We start from the raw sequence: 21994 nt of genomic DNA, 5'->3' as shown, positions 1-21994 counted from the left end.
GCTATTGATTAGTTTTATTATAGAGGCTTTAGCCAAAATTATTTTTCTTTAACTATTTTATATTTATCAATAATCTCATCATATTCTGATTTAAAAGTTCTTTTCTTATGATGACTTTCTTGATTTTTAATATAGTTTCTTACACGAGGTAAAATAGATTCTGAGACAGACAAAGCAAAATATTCATCTTGCCATTCGAATTTTTTTCCTGATAAATTAGGGAAAAGATGGTTGTTTTTATTAATCCAATAAGAAGATTCTCCTTTAATTAATTGCATTATTTTATCGACACTTTGATTTATTTTCAATGATATTAAACAATGGCAATGATCTTCATATCCATTAATAAAATCAATATGAATATCTTTTTTTATAGCATTTTCCTTAATATGTTTCCAAACTAGTTGTCTTGACTCAATTGTATTTAAATAAGGAAATCTGTTTTTTGTACTCCATACTAAATGGATATATATTTTTAGATAAGGCATAGATTTACTTTTTTTGGCTTTTATATTTTTTATTTTTTTATTTTTTTCCTCTAGCTGAAGCTAGAGGCAATTCAGGATGATTTTTTCAAAATCATCCAAGCCATCCATCTCTATCTAAACTTCTGTATTGAATAGCTTCTGCAATATGATTGGAAACCACAATTTCTGAATTTTCTAAATCAGCTATGGTTCTAGCAACTTTCAAAATTCTATCAAAGGCCCTTGCAGAAAGATTCAATCGCTCCATTGCAGTTTTTAGTAATTGTAACGATGCTTCATCTAAGGCACAATATTCTCTAATTTGTTTCGAATTCATTTGTGCATTATAATGAATGTTATCAAATGCCTCAAATCGTTTGCTTTGAATTTCTCTTGCTGCTGTAACTCTCTTTCTAATTTCTATGCTGCTTTCTGATTTTCTTGTTTCGGTCAATTTATCAAACGGAACTGGAGTTACTTCTATATGAATGTCAATTCTATCTAAAAGTGGTCCTGAGATTTTACTCATGTACCGTTGCATTTCGTGTGGCGAAGAACTTTGTGGCGCATCTGGATCATTAAAATAACCACTCGGACTTGGGTTCATACTCGCTACCAACATAAACGACGATGGATAAGTAATTGTGAATTTAGCTCTCGAAATAGTCACTTCCCTATCTTCCAAAGGTTGACGCATTACTTCTAAAACTTCTCTTTTAAATTCTGGTAATTCATCTAAAAACAAAACACCATTATGAGATAAAGAAATTTCTCCAGGTTGAGGATAACTTCCTCCTCCAACAAGAGAGACACTTGAAGCGGTATGATGTGGCGCTCGAAAAGGTCGTTGACTCATCAATCCTGCATCTTTAATTTTTCCGGCAACAGAATGTATCTTAGTAGTCTCCAATGCTTCTTTCAAAGTCATTGGTGGTAAAATACTTGGCAATCGCTTGGCTAGCATCGTTTTTCCTGAACCTGGTGGACCAATTAAAATAATGTTATGTCCGCCAGCTGCGGCAATTTCCATACATCTTTTAATAGACTCTTGACCTTTAACATCTGAAAAATCAAACTCTGGAAAATCTAATTCCTTGTAGAATTCTTCTCTTGTGTTTATGATTGTTGGTTCTAACGTTCCTTTTCCTTCAAAGAAATTGATTATTTCAGTTACGTTTTCAATGCCATAAACTTCTAATCCATCAACAACTGCAGCCTCTTTGGCATTTTGTTTTGGCAGAAAAAAACCTTTAAAACCTTCTTCTCTAGCCTGAATTGCAATGGATAAAGCACCTTTTATGGGTTGCAAGCCTCCATCTAAAGACAATTCACCCATAATGACATATTTATCTACATCATCGGCTTTAATTTGACCAGAAGCTACAAGAATTCCAACTGCTAATGTCAAATCATAAGCAGATCCTTCTTTACGCAAATCGGCTGGCGCTAAATTTATTGTGATTTTTTTTACTGGTAATTGATAACCATTATTTTTGAGTGCAGCAGCAATTCGATAACTACTTTCTTTAATGGCGTTGTCGGGCAAACCTACTAGATGGTATCCAACTCCTTTATCAATATTTACTTCAACAGTGATTGTTGTGGCTTGAACGCCAAAAACGGCGCTTCCATAGACTTTTACTAACATGGCGTATATAATTAAGTTACAAATATCTAAAAAAAAATTATTCAACAAAAACTTTTGACTTTTTTTATCCATCATCAGTTCTTCATTTCATTCTAAAAAAGTTAAAACTCAAAAAAAAACAAACAAAAGTTTAGTATTACTAAAACGTTTTTTACTTTTAACGAATATACTATTAACTACTATGAAGAAAATTCTATTTCTAATTGTAATTAGTTTAATTACTAGCACAATTTCCGCACAAGATTATTTTCCTATCAATGAAAATGTAAAAAATAAAAGCACTAATTATACTGCTTTTACCAATGCAAAGATTTACGTTACACCAACTCAAGTTATTGACAAAGGAACATTGTTAATTTTAGATGGAAAAATTATTGCCGTAGGAACTACTGTTTCAATTCCTAAAAATTGTCAAATTATTAACATCGACGGAAAATCTATTTATCCCTCATTTATTGATATTTATACCAATTTTGGAGTAGAAAAACCCAAGTCGATTAGCAGTTTCGAAGGTGGTCAATTATATGATACTAAACGAAAAGGATATTATTGGAACGAGCACATTCGTCCAGAAATAAATGCTTTTGAGTTATTTAAGTATGATGAAAAAAAAGCAGAGGATTTCCTAAAAATTGGCTTTGGTGTTGTAGGAACTCATAATCAAGACGGTATTGCTCGTGGTACTGGAAGTTTAATAGCACTTAATAATGCTCCAAACAATTCTAAAATTATAAGTAATTCCATTTCAAATCATTTTGGATTTACTAGAAGTTCTGGTTCGGCACAATCATATCCAAATTCTCTTATGGGAATGATGGCTCTACTTAGACAAATGTATTATGATTTAGACTGGTATAAAAAAGGAAATTCAGAAACTACCGATTTGTCTCTTGAAGCTTTAGCTAAAAATGAAAAATTAATACAAATATTCGCATCAGAAGATAAATTAAACAGCTTAAGAGCATCAAAAATTGGAAACGAATTTAATATCAATTACCTACTTAAAGGTTTTGGAAACGAATTTGAACGCATTGACGAAATCAAGAAAACCAATGCCAAATTCATCATCCCAATAAATTTTCCTGAAGCTTACGATGTTTCCAATATATTTCAAGCCAATCAAATGGAATTAAATGATTTACGCTATTGGAATCAAGCTCCTACCAATCCGAAAGTATTATCAGAAAACGGAATTACTTTTGCGCTAACAACTGATAAACTAAAAAAATTAGACGATTTTAGAACCAATCTATTACGTGCAATTAAGTTAGGATTTGATAAGACTAAAGCCTTAGAATCATTAACAACTATTCCTGCACAAATGCTTGGAAAAAGCAACGAAATTGGAAGTCTAAAAGTAGGAAGTTATGCCAATTTTCTTATCACATCTGGAGAAATATTTAGTGAAGAAACCCTACTTTTTGAAAACTGGGTACAAGGAACAAAATTTGTAGTAAACGATGGAACTATAAAAGATATACGTGGCGATTACGATTTAACCCTAGACAATGATACCTACAAAATGAAAATTGAAGGAAAAATTGCTAGTCCAAAAGTAAACATTAAAACAAAAGAAGATAAAACAGTAAGCTCTAAATTTTCTTTTTCAAACAATTGGATTACACTTATTCTCAAATCAAAAGATACTATCAATCCATCAATAAATAGATTAACTGGATATGTTGAAAATACTTCAAGTCTATCTGGTAAAGCTATTTTAAATGATGGCAAAGAAGTATCGTGGAGCGCCATAAAAACAGCTCCTTTTGTAAATAAAGAGGAAGTAAATGAAGTTGAAAAACCTTTCAAAGTCTTTCCGGTAACCTACCCTAATTTACCTTTTGGAAATTCGCAAAAATTAGCATCACAAAATTTACTATTTAAAAATGCAACGGTCTGGACCAACGAAAAAGAAGGCATACTTGAAGAAACCGATGTATTAGTGAAAAATGGAAAAATTGTATCCATTGCAAAAAATATTTCGGATGCAAGTGCAACAATAATTGATGCTAAAGGCAAACACATTACTTCAGGAATAATTGACGAACATTCCCATATTGCAATTTCAAGAGGTGTAAATGAATCTGGACACAATTCAACTGCAGAGGTTACTATAGAAGATGTAGTAAATTCTGAAGATGTTAATATTTACAGAGAACTTGCTGGTGGCGTTACAACATCACAATTGCTACATGGTTCTGCTAATCCAATAGGTGGTCGTTCGGCCATTGTTAAATGGAAATGGGGATTAGCACCAGACGAAATGCTGTATAAAAACCAACCAAAATTCATCAAATTTGCCTTAGGTGAAAATGTAAAACAAGCCAATTGGGGAATCGAAAATCCAACACGTTATCCTCAAACTAGAATGGGTGTTGAACAAGTTTTTACCGATTATTTTCAACGTGCCAAAGAATATGATGACGCTTGGAAAAGCTACCGTGCCAATTCAAAAAATACAAAAGCTCCAAGAAAAGATTTAGAATTACAAACCCTTGCAGAAATAATCAACAAAGAACGATTCATTACTTGCCACTCTTATGTGCAATCTGAAATATTGATGATGATGAACGTGGCTGAAAAATTCAATTTCAAAATGAATACCTTCACTCATATTTTAGAAGGATATAAAGTAGCCGATAAAATGAAAGAACATGGTGTTGGCGCCTCTACCTTCTCCGATTGGTGGGCATATAAATTTGAGGTAAATGATGCCATTCCCTACAATGGTCCGATAATGCATAATGCTGGTGTGTTAGTTGCCTACAATTCTGATGATGCTGAAATGTCTAGACGTTTAAATCAAGAAGCTGCCAAAGCAGTAAAATACGGCAATGTTTCTGAAGAAGAAGCATGGAAATTTGTAACACTAAATCCTGCAAAATTATTGCATATAGATGATAAAGTAGGAAGTATAAAAGTTGGTAAAGATGCCGATTTAGTAGTGTGGAACGAAAATCCGTTATCTATTTACGCAAAAGCAGAGAAAACAATAATTGAAGGTGTAGTTTATTTCGATATTGAAAAAGACACCATACAAAGAGAAGCAATTACAAAAGAAAAAAATGAATTGATTAGTCAATTACTTGACGAAAAAAATAAAGGTATGCTTACGCAAGAGCCTATAAAAAAAGAAAAGAAAGAATATCATTGTGACACTTTAGAAGAAAACTAAAATGAAAAATTTATATATAATTATTGTGATTTTAAGTTTAACAACAAACTTAATCGCTCAAAAAAAGATAGCTGAGAAACAAAGCAAATCCGTTTTAATTATGAACGGAACAGCTCATTTAGGCAACGGAAAAGTTATAGAAAATAGCGTTATCGGATTTAAAGATGGAAAATTGCAATTGGTCGCCGATGCAACTCTTGTTAGAATTGATATGACTGCTTATGATTTAAAAATTGATGCGGCTGGTAAACACATTTATCCGGGATTTATTGCTCCAAATTCAACATTAGGATTGGTTGAAATTGATGCCGTAAAAGCCTCTGATGATGAAGATGAAATTGGAAACTTTAATCCAAATGTCAAAAGTTTAATAGCTTATAATGCTGAATCAAAAGTAACCGAAACTGTAGTTCCTAATGGTATTCTTATAGCTCAAATCACTCCAAGAGGTGGAAGAATTTCTGGTTCATCTTCTATCGTTCAATTGGATGCTTGGACATGGAAAGATGCTGTTCTTAAAGAAAATGATGGCATTCATTTGAATTTTCCTAATACTTTTAGAACTGGTCGTGGAGCAGAAAATGGTGTTATTGAAGTTAACAAAGACTACATCAAACAAATTGAAGAAATTGTAAATTTCATCAATACCGCGAAGAGCTATTCTAGCAGTACTCCGAAAGAAAGAAACCTTGTACTTGAAGCAATGAAAGGATTACTTGACGGAACACAAACACTATTTATACATGCCAATGATGAAAAACAGATTATTGATGCTGTTAATCTATTCAAAGAAAACGGAATCAATAAACTAGTTATTGTTGGAGGATATGAAGCCTATAAAACAACAGAGTTGTTACTAAAACACAACATTCCTGTTCTTCTAAGACGTGTACATGATATGCCTGTAAACGATGATCAAGACTATGATCTTCCTTTTAAAATGGCTAAAATACTTACCGAAAAAGGAATTCTTGTTGGACTTGAAAATAGCGGAAACATGGAGCGTATGAATACTCGTAACCTACCTTTTCTTGCTGGTACGTGCGCTGCATATGGTCTTGATAAAGAAATTGCCTTACAACTAATAACTTCTAATACAGCCAAAATTTTAGGAATAGACTCTTTTTGTGGAACCTTAGAAGAAGGTAAAGACGCAACTCTATTCATCTCAGAAGGTGATGCATTAGATATGAGAACCAATAAATTAAAGGAAACTTTTATCCAAGGTAGACTCATTAACTTAGAAAACCATCAAAGCAACCTAAATAAAATATACAAATCAAAATATAATCAAAACTAAAAAGTAAAATATTTCATTCTTTTTGTAAAATAAAGTTGTCTATGTGTAAAATATACTTTACATTTGTTTTAACTTTAAATCATTAACACATGAAAACACACTTTTTATTTCCAAACTCATTTAAAAAAATTGGATGGTTGTTGTTTGTGCCAAGTTTCATTCTTGGTACCTACCTTCTTTTGAGTGGCTTTGATTTTGACAACTCATTTGTTGTAAAAACATTTGCAATATTCAAAGATCAAATAATATTTAAATCAACATATTTTAGTTTTATAGAAAATGGTATACTTGATGAATTAATTACAGTTTTAGTAATAGTTGGCGGCATACTAGTAGGGTTTTCAAAAACCAAAAATGAAGATGAATATATCTCAAAAATAAGATATGAAAGTCTTGTTTGGGCAACCTATTTTAATTTTGGTTTATTACTTTTTACAACCCTTTTTATTTTTGGATTTCCTTATTTCTACATCCTAATAGCTAACATTGCAGCTATGTTATTGTTCTTTATTATAAGATTCCACTACAAAATTTATCAATTAAATAAAGCTACTAACGATGACGAATAATTTGAAAGTCTTGCGAGCTATTAAGAATATATCGCAAGAAGATTTAGCCAAGCAAATTGAAGTCAGTCGTCAAACGATAAATGCTATGGAAAAAGGAAAGTATGTTCCTTCAACAGTTTTAGCTCTTAAACTAGCACGCTTTTTTGAAAAACCTGTAGAAGACATTTTTACCTTAGAAACAACAGATTAAAAAAAATCCCATCTAAATTAAGATGGGATTTTTTATTATTTTTTAAAATTTACAATTCCTTGTTTCAACCAATTCTCATACAATGCAACATCAGGATCATAACTTGTGGTTGGCGTTACCTTATTCAAATTACTACCTTTATTGTCAACCAATACGTATAATGGTTGTGTATTGGTGTTGTACTTAGTAATCATAAAATCAGTCCATTTGTCACCAATAGTTTCTATTTCTGCTCCTGTAGATTTAGAAACAAACTGCTCTTCTTTTGGCAACGGACGTTTGTCATCGGCAAATAACGAAATTACAACAACATCGTTCTTTAATATTTTCAAAACTTTTTCTTCAGACCAAACATTGTTTTCCATTTTTCTACAATTCACACAAGCGTGTCCTGTGAAATCTAATAATGCTGGTTTCTTTACTTTATTAGCATAAGCCATTCCTTCTTCATAATCTGTAAAAACTACTATACCATGCGGACCAAGTTCAGCGCCTTCTGGTAATTTTTCTCCAGTACCATTAGAAGAACCTCCTACTCCATTCGGACTTTCACTATAAGTTTCTGGTGGTGGAAATGCACTAATTAATTTTAAAGGTGCACCCCAAAGCCCTGGAATCATATAAATGGTAAAAGCTAATACTGTTAAAGCCAATCCTAATCGTCCTACAGAAATATGAGTTATTGGTGAATCGTGAGGCAATGTGATTTTTCCAAATAAATAGAAAGCCCAAGCTCCAAAAATAGCAATCCAAATTGCTAGGAATGTTTCTCTTTCAAAATAATGCAATTGCAATACTAAATCAGCATTTGATAAAAATTTGAACGCCAAAGCTAATTCTAAAAATCCTAAAGATACTTTCACCGTATTCAACCATCCTCCAGATTTTGGTAGCGAGTGCATCCAACCCGGAAACATAGCAAAAAGCATAAAAGGTAAAGCCAAAGCTGATGAAAATCCTAACATACCAATAATTGGCGCAATACCTCCTTTAGAAGCAGATTCCACCAAAAGAGTTCCAACAATTGGTCCTGTGCAAGAGAACGAAACTATTGCCAAAGCTAATGCCATAAAAAAGATACCAACTATTCCGCCTTTATCTGCTTGTCTATCAACTTTATTTGCCCAAGAGTTTGGCAACATAATCTCGAAAGCTCCAAGAAATGATACTGCAAATACAATTAATAAAACAAAGAATATTATATTAAACCAAACATTTGTTGATAACGCATTTAATGCATCTGCTCCGAATATTTTTGTAATTAATAATCCTAAAACAACATAAATTGCAATAATTGAAATACCATAAATAATAGCATTTCGCTTTCCTTGTGCAGGAGTTTTACTTTGTTTAGTAAAGAAACTAACCGTCATCGGAATCATTGGAAACACACATGGTGTCAATAATGCTGCAAAACCTCCTAAGAATGCTAGAAAAAATATAGCCCAAAGTCCTTTTTTCTCTTCTTTTTTAGGAGCAACTTTTGCTGCTGTTTCTGTAGCAGCTTTAACTTCCGTTTTAGTAGTATCAACAGTTGTTGTTGGTGCTACTTTGGTGGTATCTACAGCTGGAGTAACTACAGCTGCTGTTTCTATTACTGGAATAGCAAAACTAAAATCTTTATTATCATTAATACAACCATCTTTACAAACTTGATAATCAACGTTTAGAAGTATTTTACCAACTTTAGGATTGGTAATTTTTACTTTTTGAATCAGTGTAAACTTCTTTTCAAAATAGTATTCATCTACTCCAAAATCGGCATTGAATTGTTTTTTGTAGGGACTTTCTTTTGCCTTACCTACCAATTCATAATTTCCTTTTTGGTTTTTAAATTCTAAAACAATTGGTAAAGGTCCATCTTCTGGAGTAAATTGAGAATAAACATGCCAACCTTCTTCAATAGTAGCATTCATAACCAAATTAAACTCAGTATCAGATACTTTTTCTACTTTAGATGTCCAAGTTACTGGCTTTTTTATTTGCGCATTTATATTGGTTAAAACCAAAAAAGCAATCAATGTGTAAAAGAAATTCTTCATTTATTGAATGGTTATTTTTAAATTTTTAGTGGTGTTTGAAGTTGCTTTAAATCGTTCATCTTGTCGCATTCCAATTATCCAAATAATTTGATTATCAGAACATAACAACCATTGATTTGATTTTTCAATCAACGATAATTTCTCGTCCTTAAAATACTTGCTAACTTTCTTTTTACCAAGCATTCCTGCAGGATAGAAAAAATCGCCTTCTTGCCATCTTCTCAAGACCAACGGAAACAACAATTTTTCTTCATCGACAAAGATACTATTAGAATTTGATTCAGAAATGTCACCTACGTTACAAAACTCAAATTTTAAGGGAATATTAACTTGGCTTACATTTTTATCTATCAAATAAACATCGGTTGCAGTGGCTTCCTCTTTCAAAGATAAAATCAAACAATCTCTATCCTTCAATAAACAATAGTCTTCGGAATAAATCTGTTTGCCTGATTGTGCCTCAACCAAATTATAGATATCATCCCAAGCAGTAAATCCATAATTTTTAAGCCATTGAAATAAATAAGCTTTGTAATTGGGCAATTTCAACAACTCTTTTAATTGAAATTTTAAAAGATTCTTTTCCTCTTTAACTACAATTTTATAAACTAATTTAGAAGCATCTTCCACCAAAGATTGTGCTTGTTTCAAATGTTCTAAAGTGTTTTCAAAAGAAGCTAACAAATTGGGATGCAATTCTTTCAAAACCGGAACCACATCATGACGCAACTTATTACGCAAATATTTATCGGAAGCATTGCTTGAATCTTCTCGCCAATTAACCTCATTTGCTTTAGCATAAAGTTCGACATCTAATCGTGAGAAAGACAATAACGGACGAATGATTCGATCATTTTGATTGGGAATTCCAGTCAATCCATCCAAACCTGTTCCTCTGCTTAAATTGATTAAAAAGGTTTCTAAACTGTCATCCAAATGATGTGCTGTCAATAAATAATCAAAGTGTTCTTTATCTAAAAGTTCATAAAACCAACCATAACGAAGCTTTCTAGCTGCCAACTGAATGGAAAGTTTATAATCTTCAGCAAACTTTGCAGTATCAAATTTTTGAACAAAAACTTCTATCTGCCTTTCATTACAAAAAGAAGTAACAAAAGCTTCATCACCATCACTTTCTTCTCCACGAAGCTGAAAATTGCAATGAGCAACAGCAAAATTATACTTTAATTGATGCAGTAAATGTACCAAAACCATGCTATCAATTCCGCCACTTGTAGCCAAAAGGAGCTTCTTTTCCTTTAGAAAAGGAAAGTTATTTTGCAAATGATTTTGAAATTGGTGTAGCATTTATAGTATCAAAACGCTAAAGTAGTAATAATAAAAGTTTGACGAAAAGAACTCATCAAACTTTTATTTATATTTATAGAGAAGCTACTCGTTCAAGGGTTTTAGTAAGTTCTTCAGTAGTTTTTGAAATCGGAATTGATTCTACGATTTTTTTAGTTCTTGCATCAACAAAAAATAGAATTCCTGAAGAACGCAACTTTACAAATTCCAAGCCATTGGCTTTCAAAATTTCTGCAGAAGCGGCTTTGGTTTCTTTATTAGTTATATCGTTTGTTAAAACTGTCATACTATTGCTATCCACTTTTGATAGGAGTTCGCTAACTACTCTATCTTCGTTTTTAATACAAGTAGAACACCATTTTGCTTTAACCAAAACCACATAATATTTAGGAGAGGTTTGAGCAAAAAATGAAGTAGTAAACAGTAATACTGCCAACACTATTAGTTTCTTGAAATTCTTCATAATACCTTTTTTAAATTGTAAGATTGCGCTAAGTTAAACATAAAAAATTAATTATTTTGTAAGGTATCTAACATTGCTTTGGCTTTTAACAAACATTCATCATATTCCTGCTCTGGTACTGACTTTGAAGTTATGGCACTTCCTACAGAAAATGAAACGTAGTGCAATTTTTCATTGTACAAAATGCTTCTTATAACTACGTTAAAATCAAAGTCACCATTGGGAGTAAAATAACCTATTGCACCACTGTACAAACCTCGCTTGGTTTCTTCTAAATCTTCAATGATGTTCATCGCCGAAATCTTTGGAGCTCCAGTCATACTTCCCATTGGAAAAGTAGTTTGCAACAAAGCTGTTGACGATGTAGTGCCTTCAACTTCTGAAACAATAGTTGAAATCATCTGATGCACTTGTTTGAAAGTGTAAATGCCACACAACTCTTCTACTTGAACTGAACCTCTGGTAGCTGTTTTAGACAAATCATTACGAACCAAATCAACAATCATGATGTTTTCTGAGCGTTCTTTCTCGTTATTTGAAAGCTCTTTCTTTAGAAGCGCATCTTGTTCTAAATCAAAACTTCGTCTTGCTGTTCCTTTGATGGGTTGTGAAATCACTTTATTACCTTCTCTTTTCAAATAACGCTCTGGAGAAGCACACATTAAATAATCGGTGTTGTTTTTAAAATAGACGGCAAATGGTGGCTCCGAAATGGCATTCAACTTTTGATAAATAGCTAGAGGATTTATTATCGCATTTTCAGCATAAAATTCCATACAAAAATTAGCTTCATAAATATCGCCACGATGGATATGATGCAACATTTTGCTCACTTTAGAAAGATAATCTTCTTTAGAAATGCGTTGTTGAATTACTACTTCCGAATGTTGTGTACTAAAAACGGAACACTGGTTGATTTCTTCAATATCCGAAGTCATTTCATCATCACACAAATACAAATAGTGCAGTTCTAGTTGATTTCCTTTCAATAAAAACAACTTTTTGGGTTGAAAGAAAAACAAATCAGGAAAGTGCAAACCATCATAATTGTTGGAATGTAAATCTTCAATATCGTTTTTTAAATCGTAAGATAAATAACCAAACAACCAATCGTTTGACTGACTTTGATATTGATGTAAGTCTTCAAATGACTTATCAAAATCGGTTTTTATTGAGGTAAAAGCATCAACGGCAACTACACAATCATAATTGGAATAGTGTTGATGGTACTCATTGGAATCTAAAAAAACCACTTCTCTAAATTGATTGGACCACAACAAAAGCTGTTGCTTGAATAATTTAGGGTTTTCAATAGTTCTAGATTGGATTGTTCTCAAAGGGAATTTTTATTTTTTCAAAATTACAACAAAAAATATTTTGAGCTAAAATTATAATTTCATTTTTTTTGGCACGATTTTTAGACTGCTGAAAATAGGCACAATTACTTCACTTAAAATTAAATTATTATTGATAATAAAACTACTTATATCTTACTAGTTAAATACAATTATCTAAATAATAACTTTAATTTTAATTTCTATGAACAAAACCACCAAATTCGTATGGGCAGTGTTACTTATGGGCACTGTCGTTGCTTGCAAACAAGCAGAAAATGAAAACGCAACCGAAGCGGCTTACGACCAACCAAGTGCTTCTGCTGATTCAACAAGTGTAATTTCTTCTTCAGCTGCTGTTGAGCCCAAGAACAATAATCGAAAATTTGTTAGAACCGCCGACATCAAATTCAAAGTCAAAAACGTTGCCAAATCAACTACAATTATTGAAGATGCCACTACCAAATTTGGTGGATTTGTAACCTACACCAACCTTCAAAGCCATATAAATGAGGAAGACAAAACCAAAGTAAGTCCCGATAGTACGCTTGTTACCACAAAATATACTGTTGACAACAATATAACCATTAGAGTTCCTAACACCCAATTGGATACCGTTGTAAAAAGTATAGCTAAGCAAATTGATTTTCTAAACTTTCGCGTTATTAAAGCCGACGATGTTACACTTCAAATGTTGTCTAATAAAATGGCTCAAAAAAGAAGTACTGTTACCGAAAAGAGAATTGCAACTGCTATTGATGAGAAAGGCAAAAAACTAAATCAGGTTATTGATGCCGAAGAAAATCTTGACACCAAAAAAGAACAAAATGATGCTAAAACAATAGAAAACTTATCCTTGCAAGACCAAGTGAACTTTAGCACACTAACACTGCAAATCTATCAAGATCAAACCGTCAAACAAGAAATGGTTGCCAATGAAAAAAGCACCAACGCCTATCGTCCGAATATTGGACTTCAGATTTGGGATGGTTTAAAAACTGGTTGGTTTATTTTAGAAAGCATTATTTCTTTTGTAGTTGTGCTTTGGCCTTTTGCCCTTATGGCCTTCTTAGGATATCTGGGTTATAAAAAATATTTGAAAAAGTAAATTTGGAATTATAGTCATACAGAACCACTCTTAGTAGTGGTTTTTCTATTTGAATTAAAATTTATTATCTTTGAGAAACTAACCAATAAATTTTAAAACTATGAGAATTGCAATTATTATTGTGAGATTACTACTTGGTGGCATGATGTTGTTTGCTTCCATTTCCTATTTCTTTAATCTCGGACCGGCACAGCCTCAACCTACTGGTGATATGGCTACACTAATGGCAGGTTTTATGGCTTCTAAGTACATTTTCCCTGTTGCAAAAACAATTGAACTGTTGGCAGGATTGACTATAATTTCAGGAAAATTTCTACGTATTGGGATTATTGTCCTACTTCCTATTAGCATCAATATTTTTCTTATTCATGCGGTAGTTACCAAATCAGACTTACCAATGGCAACAGCTATTTTATTGGCAAACGTTTTCTTGATTTACGCAAACTGGAACAGCTACAAACATTTATTTGAGTGGAAATAAGAATAAAATGTCTCTGAATTTGAAGACTTTATTTAAAGTATAGTAGCAATTTTACCAAAACCTAGCAAATGAGATATTTTATAACCTTTCTTACTATAACTACTCTTCTTACGTCAAATTTTTCATTTGGTCAGAAGAGTAAAAACTATAGTTATTTAATTGATTGTTTTAAAAATTCTTCCACTGAAAAAGGTGAAAGAACAATAAATGGAATTGGTAATGTGGAAGAAATTGCTCTAAGTTCTAATGAGCTCAATGAAACTGGGATTTTATACTTTGAAATTCCAAAAAATAAAAAAGGCAAGTCACTTGTAAAATTAGCTGAATTGGTGACTAATGATTATATAACAACTTGGAAAAACAATTCAAAAGTCCTACTTAATCAAAAATACGAGAATACTAATGCTTGTATAATTGATTTGAGACTTCATATTAAAATTGAAAATATTTACATGCAGGTAATTGTTATAAATGATGGTGAAAAGATTTATCAGATAATGTGTTTTAGAGATACTGCAGATGAAAATTATTTCAATTCATTAATAGATAAAATAAAAGAGCAAAACTGCTTATAAAATCCGTTTTAATAAATTAACAACCAATGAGCTCGATACTATTTCGGGCTCATTTTTTATTATTCCAAACTAAATAAAACTAAAAAACTATCTTTGCAAAAAAAAGTGATGTACAAAGTCTTAGCTAAAATAAACAAACTTTTACTGCCAAGTTTTACCAAACAGCAATTGGATTTGGCTAAAGCTAAAAAATGGCAAATGGCGCTTATCGCTTACCGTTACTATGTAACTTGTCGTGCTATTGACTAATAAGTCATCGCAGCAAAAATTTCATTGTCTCCCAATTTATCTCTTCCGTGAAGGAAAGTTAACTCCATTAGAAAATTGCATTGCACTATTTCTCCACCTAAGCGTTCTACCAGTTCGCAAACCGCTTTTGCAGTTCCTCCTGTGGCTAGCACATCATCATGAATAAGCACTCTATCGCCTTTTTCAATTGCATCTATGTGTATTTCTAAAGTATCGGTGCCATATTCTAAATCGTAAGTAGCTGAGATAGTTTCGTAAGGTAATTTCTTTGGTTTTCGTACAGGAATGAAGCCTGCATTTAAAGCTTCGGCTAATAAGATTCCGAAGAAGAAACCTCTGCTTTCTACTCCAATTACTTTATTAATTTGCTTGTCTTTTAGGGTTGAAAGAAGTAATTCAAGCGTTTCTTGTCTTGCAACAGGGTTACTAAGCAAAGGTGTAATGTCTTTGAAACCAATTCCAGGTTTTGGAAAATCCTGAATATCACGGATGTACTTTTTAAGTGGCATATTTTTTAATATTATAGTAAATTTGGTTTGCAAGTTACACAAATATACTTATATTTGCACCCACAAAAAAGGCCTCGTGGCGCAACTGAATAGCGCATCTGATTACGGCTCAGAAGGTTACTGGTTTGAATCCAGTCGAGGTCACTTAAGAATGAAAAGCTCTGACGATAGTCAGGGCTTTTTTTGTATCCCATTTTTAATTTTGAGCTTACTCAAAGAATTAAAAATGGGATACAAAAAAAGTTTTTCAATCGCAGATTAAAAAAAAGCTTTTCATTTCCACTACGGAGCTCATTCTGGAACTTGCGAAGCAAAATCCAGAAAAAATACAGATTGAAAAACCTTACCATTCAACTAAATATACCATTTCCACACCCGAATTGTAAGACAAATTTAGAGCAGGCGAAGTTCCTCTTGCAGGAGAAACAGGTAATGGAATAGAAAAAGAAGCAGAACCATTCACTGCATTCACTGGAAATTTTTCATCAATGCCTTTTATAGCACCACCGCCTTTGGGCAAAGCAAAAGAAGGCACTTCAATCGCATTGGATTTTGTTTTGCCACCATCGGTTTTGAAGGTTTGGGAGCCATTTTCGGAATTATCTTTCTTTTGCATTATGATTTGGTTTCTAAGTATTACATAATTGTGCTATTTGTTGTCTTTTTAAGGGTTTGCTTTACTATCTTTATTAATATAATTTTATTTGTACTTGAAATACGACACAGTCAAAGTTTAATTGTTACATCCAGGATTCCCACATCTATAACAAGGCATACCACGGCAATCTTGTTCAGTAATATTTATGCCAAATCCAAATCCACCAAAATTGGAATAGCCAGCTTTAAGATTTACAAAAAGCTTTTTCGTATTTATAACATTAACCACTAAAGTAGGATTATAAACAAAACTCATAGCATTGCTTTTTATTTCTGCACTTGGAGTAGTTTGTCCTAAAAAAAACTGTACATTTTGTTGATTGCTAAATAAAGCTCCTGCCTTTAAATCTAACCACATTAAAGGCAATTTTTTATTTTGTGACTTTGGAAAAAGCATAAACTGTGGGCTTGCCATTATACTAAATCCACTTAGATTTGATTTGGTAAATTTATAGCTTGAATATTCTATGTTATGCTCTTTAGCATAAATATTTACTGCGTTTTCGTCATTGGTTCCCATAATATAATCTACTGCAAGTTTGTATCTTGTTGTTCCTGTTTTTGGAACCAAGGTAAAGTCGAGTCCTGCCGATTGTCCATTTTTAAAAAATAGAAATGGGCTAGTGCTTTCTTTTTGAGAACTAGTTCCAATATGGTATGCCGCATTACCTCCAAATGTTACTTTGGTCTTTTCTTGCGAATAAAGTTGTATTTGTACAAATAGTATTGCAGCAATTAAAATTTTAAATTTGTTTTTCATAATTTATAGTTTTAGTTTTTCCCTACTCTTGGTTTGGCTTTTCAGGTTGCTCCAGTTAACTTTGTAATATCAATTGTAAACGATTATTGTTACTCTTAGTTTATATATTGTTCAAAAATATGTTTAATTTCTGTAGTGTATTACCGTTAAAACACCCTTTTTGTATCCGTTGTTTAACGGTATTTTTTATGAGTAATTTTGGTAAGGTTGCAAACAACGCTTGGCCGCTTCACGCATTTGCGAACTTCGTAACTCCAGCTCTGCAACAATTAAATTGACGTCCTATGGAAAGGCTGCGCAAACGTCTCCTGACTTTGCGCTATATTAATCATCCGCGCTATCGAACATAGAACACATCCTAGCGTTCGGGTTTAATCTAGTAAAACTCTATCCAACCAACAGTTGTGATTGTGATAAAATAGCATTCTTCTGTTGTTGTGGCTTTGTATTTTGTTGACATTGGCGTAAAGTTGAATAACAAATATATAAAAAAACTACAACTTTTATTGTTGTGCCTTTTTTGTTTATTTTCTTTGTGGGTACGGAATGCAGTTCCGCGCTATCGAAACTTGCGAAGCAAAATCCAGAAAAAATGCAGATTGAAAAACCTTCCCATTCAACTACAGCACCCATTCTGGAATAACGAAGTTAATTCAGAATAAAAAAGCTTTTCAATCGCAGATTGAAACAAATATCCCTATTCTAACTAAAGAACCCATTCTGGAATAACGAAGTTAATTCAGAATAAAAAAGCTTTTCAATCGCAGATTGAAAAAACTAACTCCTTTCTAAATGCAAAATAAATGTAATCTAATACATACAAAAAACAACAAAATTACCATTTTATCGTTAAAATGTTACCAATTATCGTGTTTTATTAAAATACATTTAGTAGATTTGTTAATAATATTTATTATGAAAAGGTACCTTTACATACTTCATCTTATCATTCTTCTGAACCAATTTGATGGTTTTGGATTCAACCTTTCTGTTACAACTGCTAACGAAACTTGTGCTGGAAATGGTAGTTTGCTATTTAATGCAACCAATACTATTGCTGGAGGAAGTATTCAGTACATCATCTATAAATTACCCAATACCACTACTCCTTTTGCAACAACAACTGCTGCAACACTTAACGGATTGGTTGCAGGAGACTATAGAGTAATTGCAAGAGAAACAGATGGTGCCACTACTACCGAGCAACAACAAGATGCAACCATAGTAAACTCGGTTGTGCCTTTAACTTTTTCGGTTCAAAGTTTAAATCAGGCTTGTTCTAATACAAGTACTATCTCGGTTAATACCCTTACTGGATTTCCTGTTTCTTATGAAATCTTTAATGGTCCTTTGCTTTTTCCGCTACAAAGTTCTAATACTTTTTCAGGTTTGCCTGTTGGCGTTTATAAAATTAGAGTTTTTGATAATTGTGGAATAGGCGTTGTAACGACTTTTACGGTGGTTCAAAATACTACCGGCCTTACCATTGGACAACCTCAAACGGCTCAAACTTCACCAGTTAATTGCAACTTAGTTTCGGTTACCAATACCTTGACCGCTGCTACTGGGACTGTTATTGGCTATCCATTAAACATTACTTACACCATTTTTCCACCTGCTGGAGCTACACCTATTGTTTTGAACAGTACGTTGAATTCAGGGAATGCCACATCACAAAATTTGGTGCAAACCATGACCAATTACATCAATCAGAATTTTAGTTATTCGCTTGCTATTCTGGATGCTTGTGGAACAACTTATTCTTCAAATTTTATTGTAAACAACGGAATAAATTTAACCAATACCATTACCACACTCGATTGTAACGAAAACTTTTTTACGTTTACGCTATCGAATTTTGTTCCTCCATATAACATAAATTTTAATTCATTTCCTGCTGGATTTAATCCTGCGCTTTTCAACAACGCCTATCCTGGTCCTTACAATCAAAATAGTGTTTCTTTTGGAAATGATTCGTTGCCTACACCTATTGGGAATTATGATGCCACCATTACAGATGCCTGTGGTACTATTCAAAATGTCTCTTTTTCGATAATAGACCGACCTCCTCTTCCAACAGCAACAGGAACTCACAATGGCTGTTTGACAACAACAGGAAACATAAACATCGCTATACCTGGCTATATCATCACCAGTGGCTTAGTTACGGTAGCACCTTCGGACTATCCGTTTCCTTTACCTCATAACATCACTTCTTTGATTGATGCTAATGGTGCTATTACCCTAAATCCGGTTCCTCTAGGGAATTATACTTTTGAGTTGACCAATACTTGTAATGATATTATACCTCCTATTTCAACTGTTGTTCCTGCTTATGTAGATCAAGGTTTAGCTAGTGCCATAAGAAATGGTTGTGGTTTGACTACAAGTGCTGTTAAAATTGAAAGTTTGAATTCAAAATTAACTTCAATTAGTATTACAGCTGCTCCTGCTTCTTTTGGGTTTAGTTTACCTTTTAATGTGTCTTCCAACATTGCTTCTGATGGTGTTCTTTATATGAATAATCTACCGGCTGGAAGTTACACTTTTACTGGAACTGACGAATGTAATTTCACTAATACCATTACCGTAAGTGTACAAGGTTATAGCATTACGGCTTCCAATTTTTCATTGATTCCTAATTGCGGTTCTTTCAATATTGCCTTAAACTTTGTAAGTAACGGAACAGCAGGTCAAACCTATTGGTTGCAAAAATTAATTAATCCGGTTACTAATACTTGGGGTAATCCTAGCACCAATGCCCTTTATACTGATGGAACTGTACCCAACGAAACTAATTCCATTTCCTTAGCCAATAATACCACCAATTTTAATTTCAGTTTTAATGGTACTTTCCGTATTGTTCGTGCCTTTTTATCTTACAATAATGGTAGCGATTGGAATAAAGCTGTTGTAAGTAGCGCTGATAAAAATTGTATTGAAATATTAGCTCCTACATTAAGTTATAATGAGTCTTTAGAATTTATAGATGCCTATAGATTGCCTTGTTCTACTAGTGGAGCGTTAGATGTTTTTGTTGAAGCCAACGGAACAACTCCTTTGCGCTATACTTTGGTACAAAAAGACGGATTGCCTTTCTTTTTTGACAATGGTACTTCCAATACTTTTTTCAATTTAGCGCCTGCCATTTATCTTTTTCAAATAGAAGATATTTGCGGCAATATTGTCAACCGATTGTTTGATGTTAGTACACTTGGTTCCATCATTTTGATAACAACTCCAAGTGATGTATTGGAATGTAAAACGGTTATTACCAACAACGAAACTTTTGATTTAACGCAACAAACTGCTGTTATTTTGGGTACGCAACCAGCTAGTGATTATACCATAACTTATCACACTACATTGGCTGATGCACAAAATGGAACTAACGCTATTACTAACTTGGTTAATTTCAATCCGGTAAGTAATCCGCAACTTATTCATACTAGAATCGTACTTAATTCGCTTCCTAATTGTTATGAATTAAGAAGTTTTAATTTAATTGTTGGACAAACTCCTAGTTTGAATCTTAATTCCAGCTATTTAAATTGCTCAACAAATCCTACGGTCGTTGATGCATCGCTCAATAATTTACCAACAACCACTTACCTTTGGTCGAATGGTGCTACTACTCCATCGGTAAGTATTACGGCTATTGGTGTAACCAACCTAACGGTTACAGCAACAAATACTTACAACGGACAAACCTGTACCAACACTAAAGACATCACTGTAATTAATTCGGGACCACCAGTTATAGAAGGTTTTGAAACCTCCGATTGGACTTCGAATGAAAATAGTATTACTGTGATAACTTCTGGCAATGGTTCTTATGAGTACTCTTTAGATGGCACTACGTTTCAAGACGAAAACTACTTTAACAATTTAGCACCAGGATTGTATACCATTTATGTAAAAGACAAAGCTGGTTGCGGCATTACCCTTAAAACCATTTGGTTGCTTTACTACACCAAATATTTCACACCCAATGGTGATGGCTATAACGATTACTGGAGAATTAAAGACGCTGAAAACGAACCTGAATTTAGAGTAGAGATTTTTGATAGATATGGTAAAACCGTTACGGCTTTCACTTCAAAGAGTGCTGGTTGGGATGGCACTTACAACGGAAATCTACTGGTTTCTGACGATTATTGGTTTGTTGCCTACCGTGCCGATGGTAGAACGCATAAAGGGCATTTTAGTATGAAGCGATAATCTTTTGCTCTTTTGGAGCGCAGAGTTGCACGAAGTATGGCACGGAGTTACACAGAGTTTCTTTTTTAGATTTCTCCTCCTCTGGAGGAGTGGCCGAAGGTCGAGGTGGCTTTTATTTGGAGCACAGAGTTACACGAAGTATGGCACGGAGTTATACAATGTTTTTTTAAACCACATAGAAACATAGATTATCTTTGAACATAAAGTCGCTTCGCTTAGAATAGATTTCATAGAATAATCTGTGAATCAGTGGCTAATAACTGAGTTTTTGTAACACAGAGTTACACGGAGTTTTTCACAGAGTTATTGTTTTAAAACTAAAAATCTTCATTATAAACAAAGAAAATTTGCGAATTTGCGGTGAAGTTGGAACGCGGATGAAACGGATGCTACTGATGGTCACGGATTTCTTTTTATACTGAATAGTTAGATAAGTGCTTATTATTCCTAAAGTTGATGGCATTATGACCATCTTTGCACTTTACTATAAAAACCGTTCTTATGAAAATTACGCTGAAGATTGAAAGAGGATTTGAAAGTGTTACCGCTTTAGCCACAAAAATATTAGGAAGTAGCATTACTTTTTCATTGGCGCTGTGCTTGGTGCTTTATTGGTGGGCAACCAATTTGTTCACTTCCAACGATTCGCATCAAAATATTGGCGATTTTATTTTTGGGACTACTTTTTTGAGTTTGTTTCTAATTCAAAAATCATTCAATCGTTATTCGGCATTGATTAATTTAAAATTGAACGAACTGGTTTCCTCTCATCAAGATGCCAACAATTCTGTAATGAATACTCACACCAAAACAGAAAGCGAAATCACCGAATTGGTTAAAGAATATATCGAGGAAGAACTTGAAGAGTTGGAAGAACAGATATTGAAAAATCTAGAGAAGGACAAATAAGCTCATTTTATTTCAACTATTTCATAATC

Annotated in this window: 19 protein-coding genes and 1 tRNA gene; 11 read left to right on the top strand and 9 right to left on the bottom strand. The window is 33.0% G+C overall.

Going from position 1 to position 21994, the window contains the following annotated elements:
- Positions 1-38 precede the first annotated feature (38 nt).
- Entirely contained in the window at positions 39-488 is a 450-nt protein-coding gene (gene tnpA, locus ACYU7A_RS12115) for an IS200/IS605 family transposase (RefSeq protein WP_460576895.1), read from the bottom strand.
- Positions 489-579: 91 nt separating this feature from the next.
- Positions 580-2115, bottom strand: a complete 1536-nt coding sequence (locus ACYU7A_RS12110; RefSeq protein WP_460576893.1) for a YifB family Mg chelatase-like AAA ATPase — start codon at positions 2113-2115, stop codon at positions 580-582.
- A 181-nt stretch (positions 2116-2296) separates the two neighbouring features.
- On the opposite strand from ACYU7A_RS12110, the gene ACYU7A_RS12105 reads away from it, so the two are divergent.
- The 4 genes from ACYU7A_RS12105 (at position 2297) to ACYU7A_RS12090 (ending at position 7349) form a co-directional block, all read left to right on the top strand.
- Positions 2297-5290 (top strand): amidohydrolase family protein, encoded by a 2994-nt coding sequence (locus tag ACYU7A_RS12105; protein WP_460576891.1) that lies wholly within the window; start codon positions 2297-2299, stop codon positions 5288-5290.
- Between the two features lies 1 nt (position 5291).
- Entirely contained in the window at positions 5292-6590 is a 1299-nt protein-coding gene (locus ACYU7A_RS12100; protein ID WP_460576888.1) for an amidohydrolase family protein, read from the top strand.
- A gap of 89 nt (positions 6591-6679) precedes the next feature.
- A complete protein-coding gene (locus ACYU7A_RS12095) occupies positions 6680-7159 on the top strand; it encodes a hypothetical protein (RefSeq protein WP_460576887.1) in 480 nt (159 codons plus the stop codon).
- Positions 7149-7349, top strand: a complete 201-nt coding sequence (locus ACYU7A_RS12090) for a helix-turn-helix transcriptional regulator (protein WP_298306121.1) — start codon at positions 7149-7151, stop codon at positions 7347-7349. The genes ACYU7A_RS12095 and ACYU7A_RS12090 overlap by 11 nt, the downstream gene beginning before the upstream one ends.
- Before the next feature lie 35 nt (positions 7350-7384).
- Here ACYU7A_RS12090 and ACYU7A_RS12085 read toward each other — a convergent pair whose 3' ends face one another.
- From ACYU7A_RS12085 to ACYU7A_RS12070, 4 genes are all read right to left on the bottom strand, one after another.
- A complete protein-coding gene (locus ACYU7A_RS12085) occupies positions 7385-9391 on the bottom strand; it encodes a protein-disulfide reductase DsbD family protein (protein WP_460576884.1) in 2007 nt (668 codons plus the stop codon).
- A complete protein-coding gene (tilS, locus tag ACYU7A_RS12080; protein WP_460576882.1) occupies positions 9392-10699 on the bottom strand; it encodes a tRNA lysidine(34) synthetase TilS in 1308 nt (435 codons plus the stop codon).
- Positions 10700-10772: 73 nt separating this feature from the next.
- The gene (locus ACYU7A_RS12075) at positions 10773-11162 is read right to left on the bottom strand and encodes a hypothetical protein (protein WP_344817085.1); all 390 of its coding nucleotides are present in this window, start codon (positions 11160-11162) and stop codon (positions 10773-10775) included.
- 47 nt (positions 11163-11209) lie between these two features.
- A complete protein-coding gene (locus ACYU7A_RS12070) occupies positions 11210-12499 on the bottom strand; it encodes an anthranilate synthase component I family protein (RefSeq protein WP_460576879.1) in 1290 nt (429 codons plus the stop codon).
- Between the two features lie 202 nt (positions 12500-12701).
- Between ACYU7A_RS12070 and ACYU7A_RS12065 the strand changes: the two genes are divergently transcribed.
- The 4 genes from ACYU7A_RS12065 to ACYU7A_RS12050 all read left to right on the top strand — a co-directional run bounded on the left by ACYU7A_RS12065 (position 12702) and on the right by ACYU7A_RS12050 (position 14909).
- Positions 12702-13604, top strand: coding sequence for a DUF4349 domain-containing protein (locus ACYU7A_RS12065; protein WP_460576877.1), 903 nt, complete (start codon positions 12702-12704; stop codon positions 13602-13604).
- 100 nt (positions 13605-13704) lie between these two features.
- Positions 13705-14085 (top strand): DoxX family membrane protein, encoded by a 381-nt coding sequence (locus ACYU7A_RS12060; RefSeq protein WP_460576875.1) that lies wholly within the window; start codon positions 13705-13707, stop codon positions 14083-14085.
- 68 nt (positions 14086-14153) lie between these two features.
- Complete coding sequence (locus tag ACYU7A_RS12055; protein WP_460576874.1) at positions 14154-14660, top strand: hypothetical protein; 507 nt, start codon at positions 14154-14156, stop codon at positions 14658-14660.
- A 108-nt stretch (positions 14661-14768) separates the two neighbouring features.
- Entirely contained in the window at positions 14769-14909 is a 141-nt protein-coding gene (locus ACYU7A_RS12050) for an SsrA-binding protein (protein ID WP_298306146.1), read from the top strand.
- On the opposite strand, the gene ACYU7A_RS12045 is transcribed toward ACYU7A_RS12050, so the two are convergent.
- On the bottom strand, positions 14906-15418 hold the full coding sequence (locus ACYU7A_RS12045; RefSeq protein WP_460576872.1) for an adenine phosphoribosyltransferase: 513 nt from the start codon (positions 15416-15418) through the stop codon (positions 14906-14908). The two genes, ACYU7A_RS12050 and ACYU7A_RS12045, sit on opposite strands and share 4 nt — an antisense overlap.
- Before the next feature lie 70 nt (positions 15419-15488).
- Between ACYU7A_RS12045 and ACYU7A_RS12040 the strand changes: the two genes are divergently transcribed.
- Positions 15489-15562 (top strand) — tRNA-Arg (locus ACYU7A_RS12040).
- A gap of 199 nt (positions 15563-15761) precedes the next feature.
- Here ACYU7A_RS12040 and ACYU7A_RS12035 read toward each other — a convergent pair.
- Together ACYU7A_RS12035 and ACYU7A_RS12030 are read right to left on the bottom strand one after the other, a co-directional pair.
- Positions 15762-16034, bottom strand: a complete 273-nt coding sequence (locus ACYU7A_RS12035; protein ID WP_460576871.1) for a SpvB/TcaC N-terminal domain-containing protein — start codon at positions 16032-16034, stop codon at positions 15762-15764.
- 117 nt (positions 16035-16151) lie between these two features.
- Entirely contained in the window at positions 16152-16835 is a 684-nt protein-coding gene (locus tag ACYU7A_RS12030; protein WP_460576869.1) for a hypothetical protein, read from the bottom strand.
- Between the two features lie 915 nt (positions 16836-17750).
- Between ACYU7A_RS12030 and ACYU7A_RS12025 the strand changes: the two genes are divergently transcribed.
- Both ACYU7A_RS12025 and ACYU7A_RS12020 read left to right on the top strand, forming a co-directional pair.
- On the top strand, positions 17751-21056 hold the full coding sequence (locus ACYU7A_RS12025; protein ID WP_460576867.1) for a T9SS type B sorting domain-containing protein: 3306 nt from the start codon (positions 17751-17753) through the stop codon (positions 21054-21056).
- Positions 21057-21557: 501 nt separating this feature from the next.
- Positions 21558-21965: a low affinity iron permease family protein gene (locus tag ACYU7A_RS12020; protein WP_460576865.1), complete on the top strand. Its 408-nt coding sequence runs from the start codon at positions 21558-21560 to the stop codon at positions 21963-21965.
- Positions 21966-21994: the final 29 nt, after the last annotated feature.

Source organism: Flavobacterium koreense (assembly GCF_054776075.1).
The sequence above is the reverse complement of the archived record's forward strand: the minus strand, read 5'-3'. Positions and strand labels throughout refer to the sequence as shown.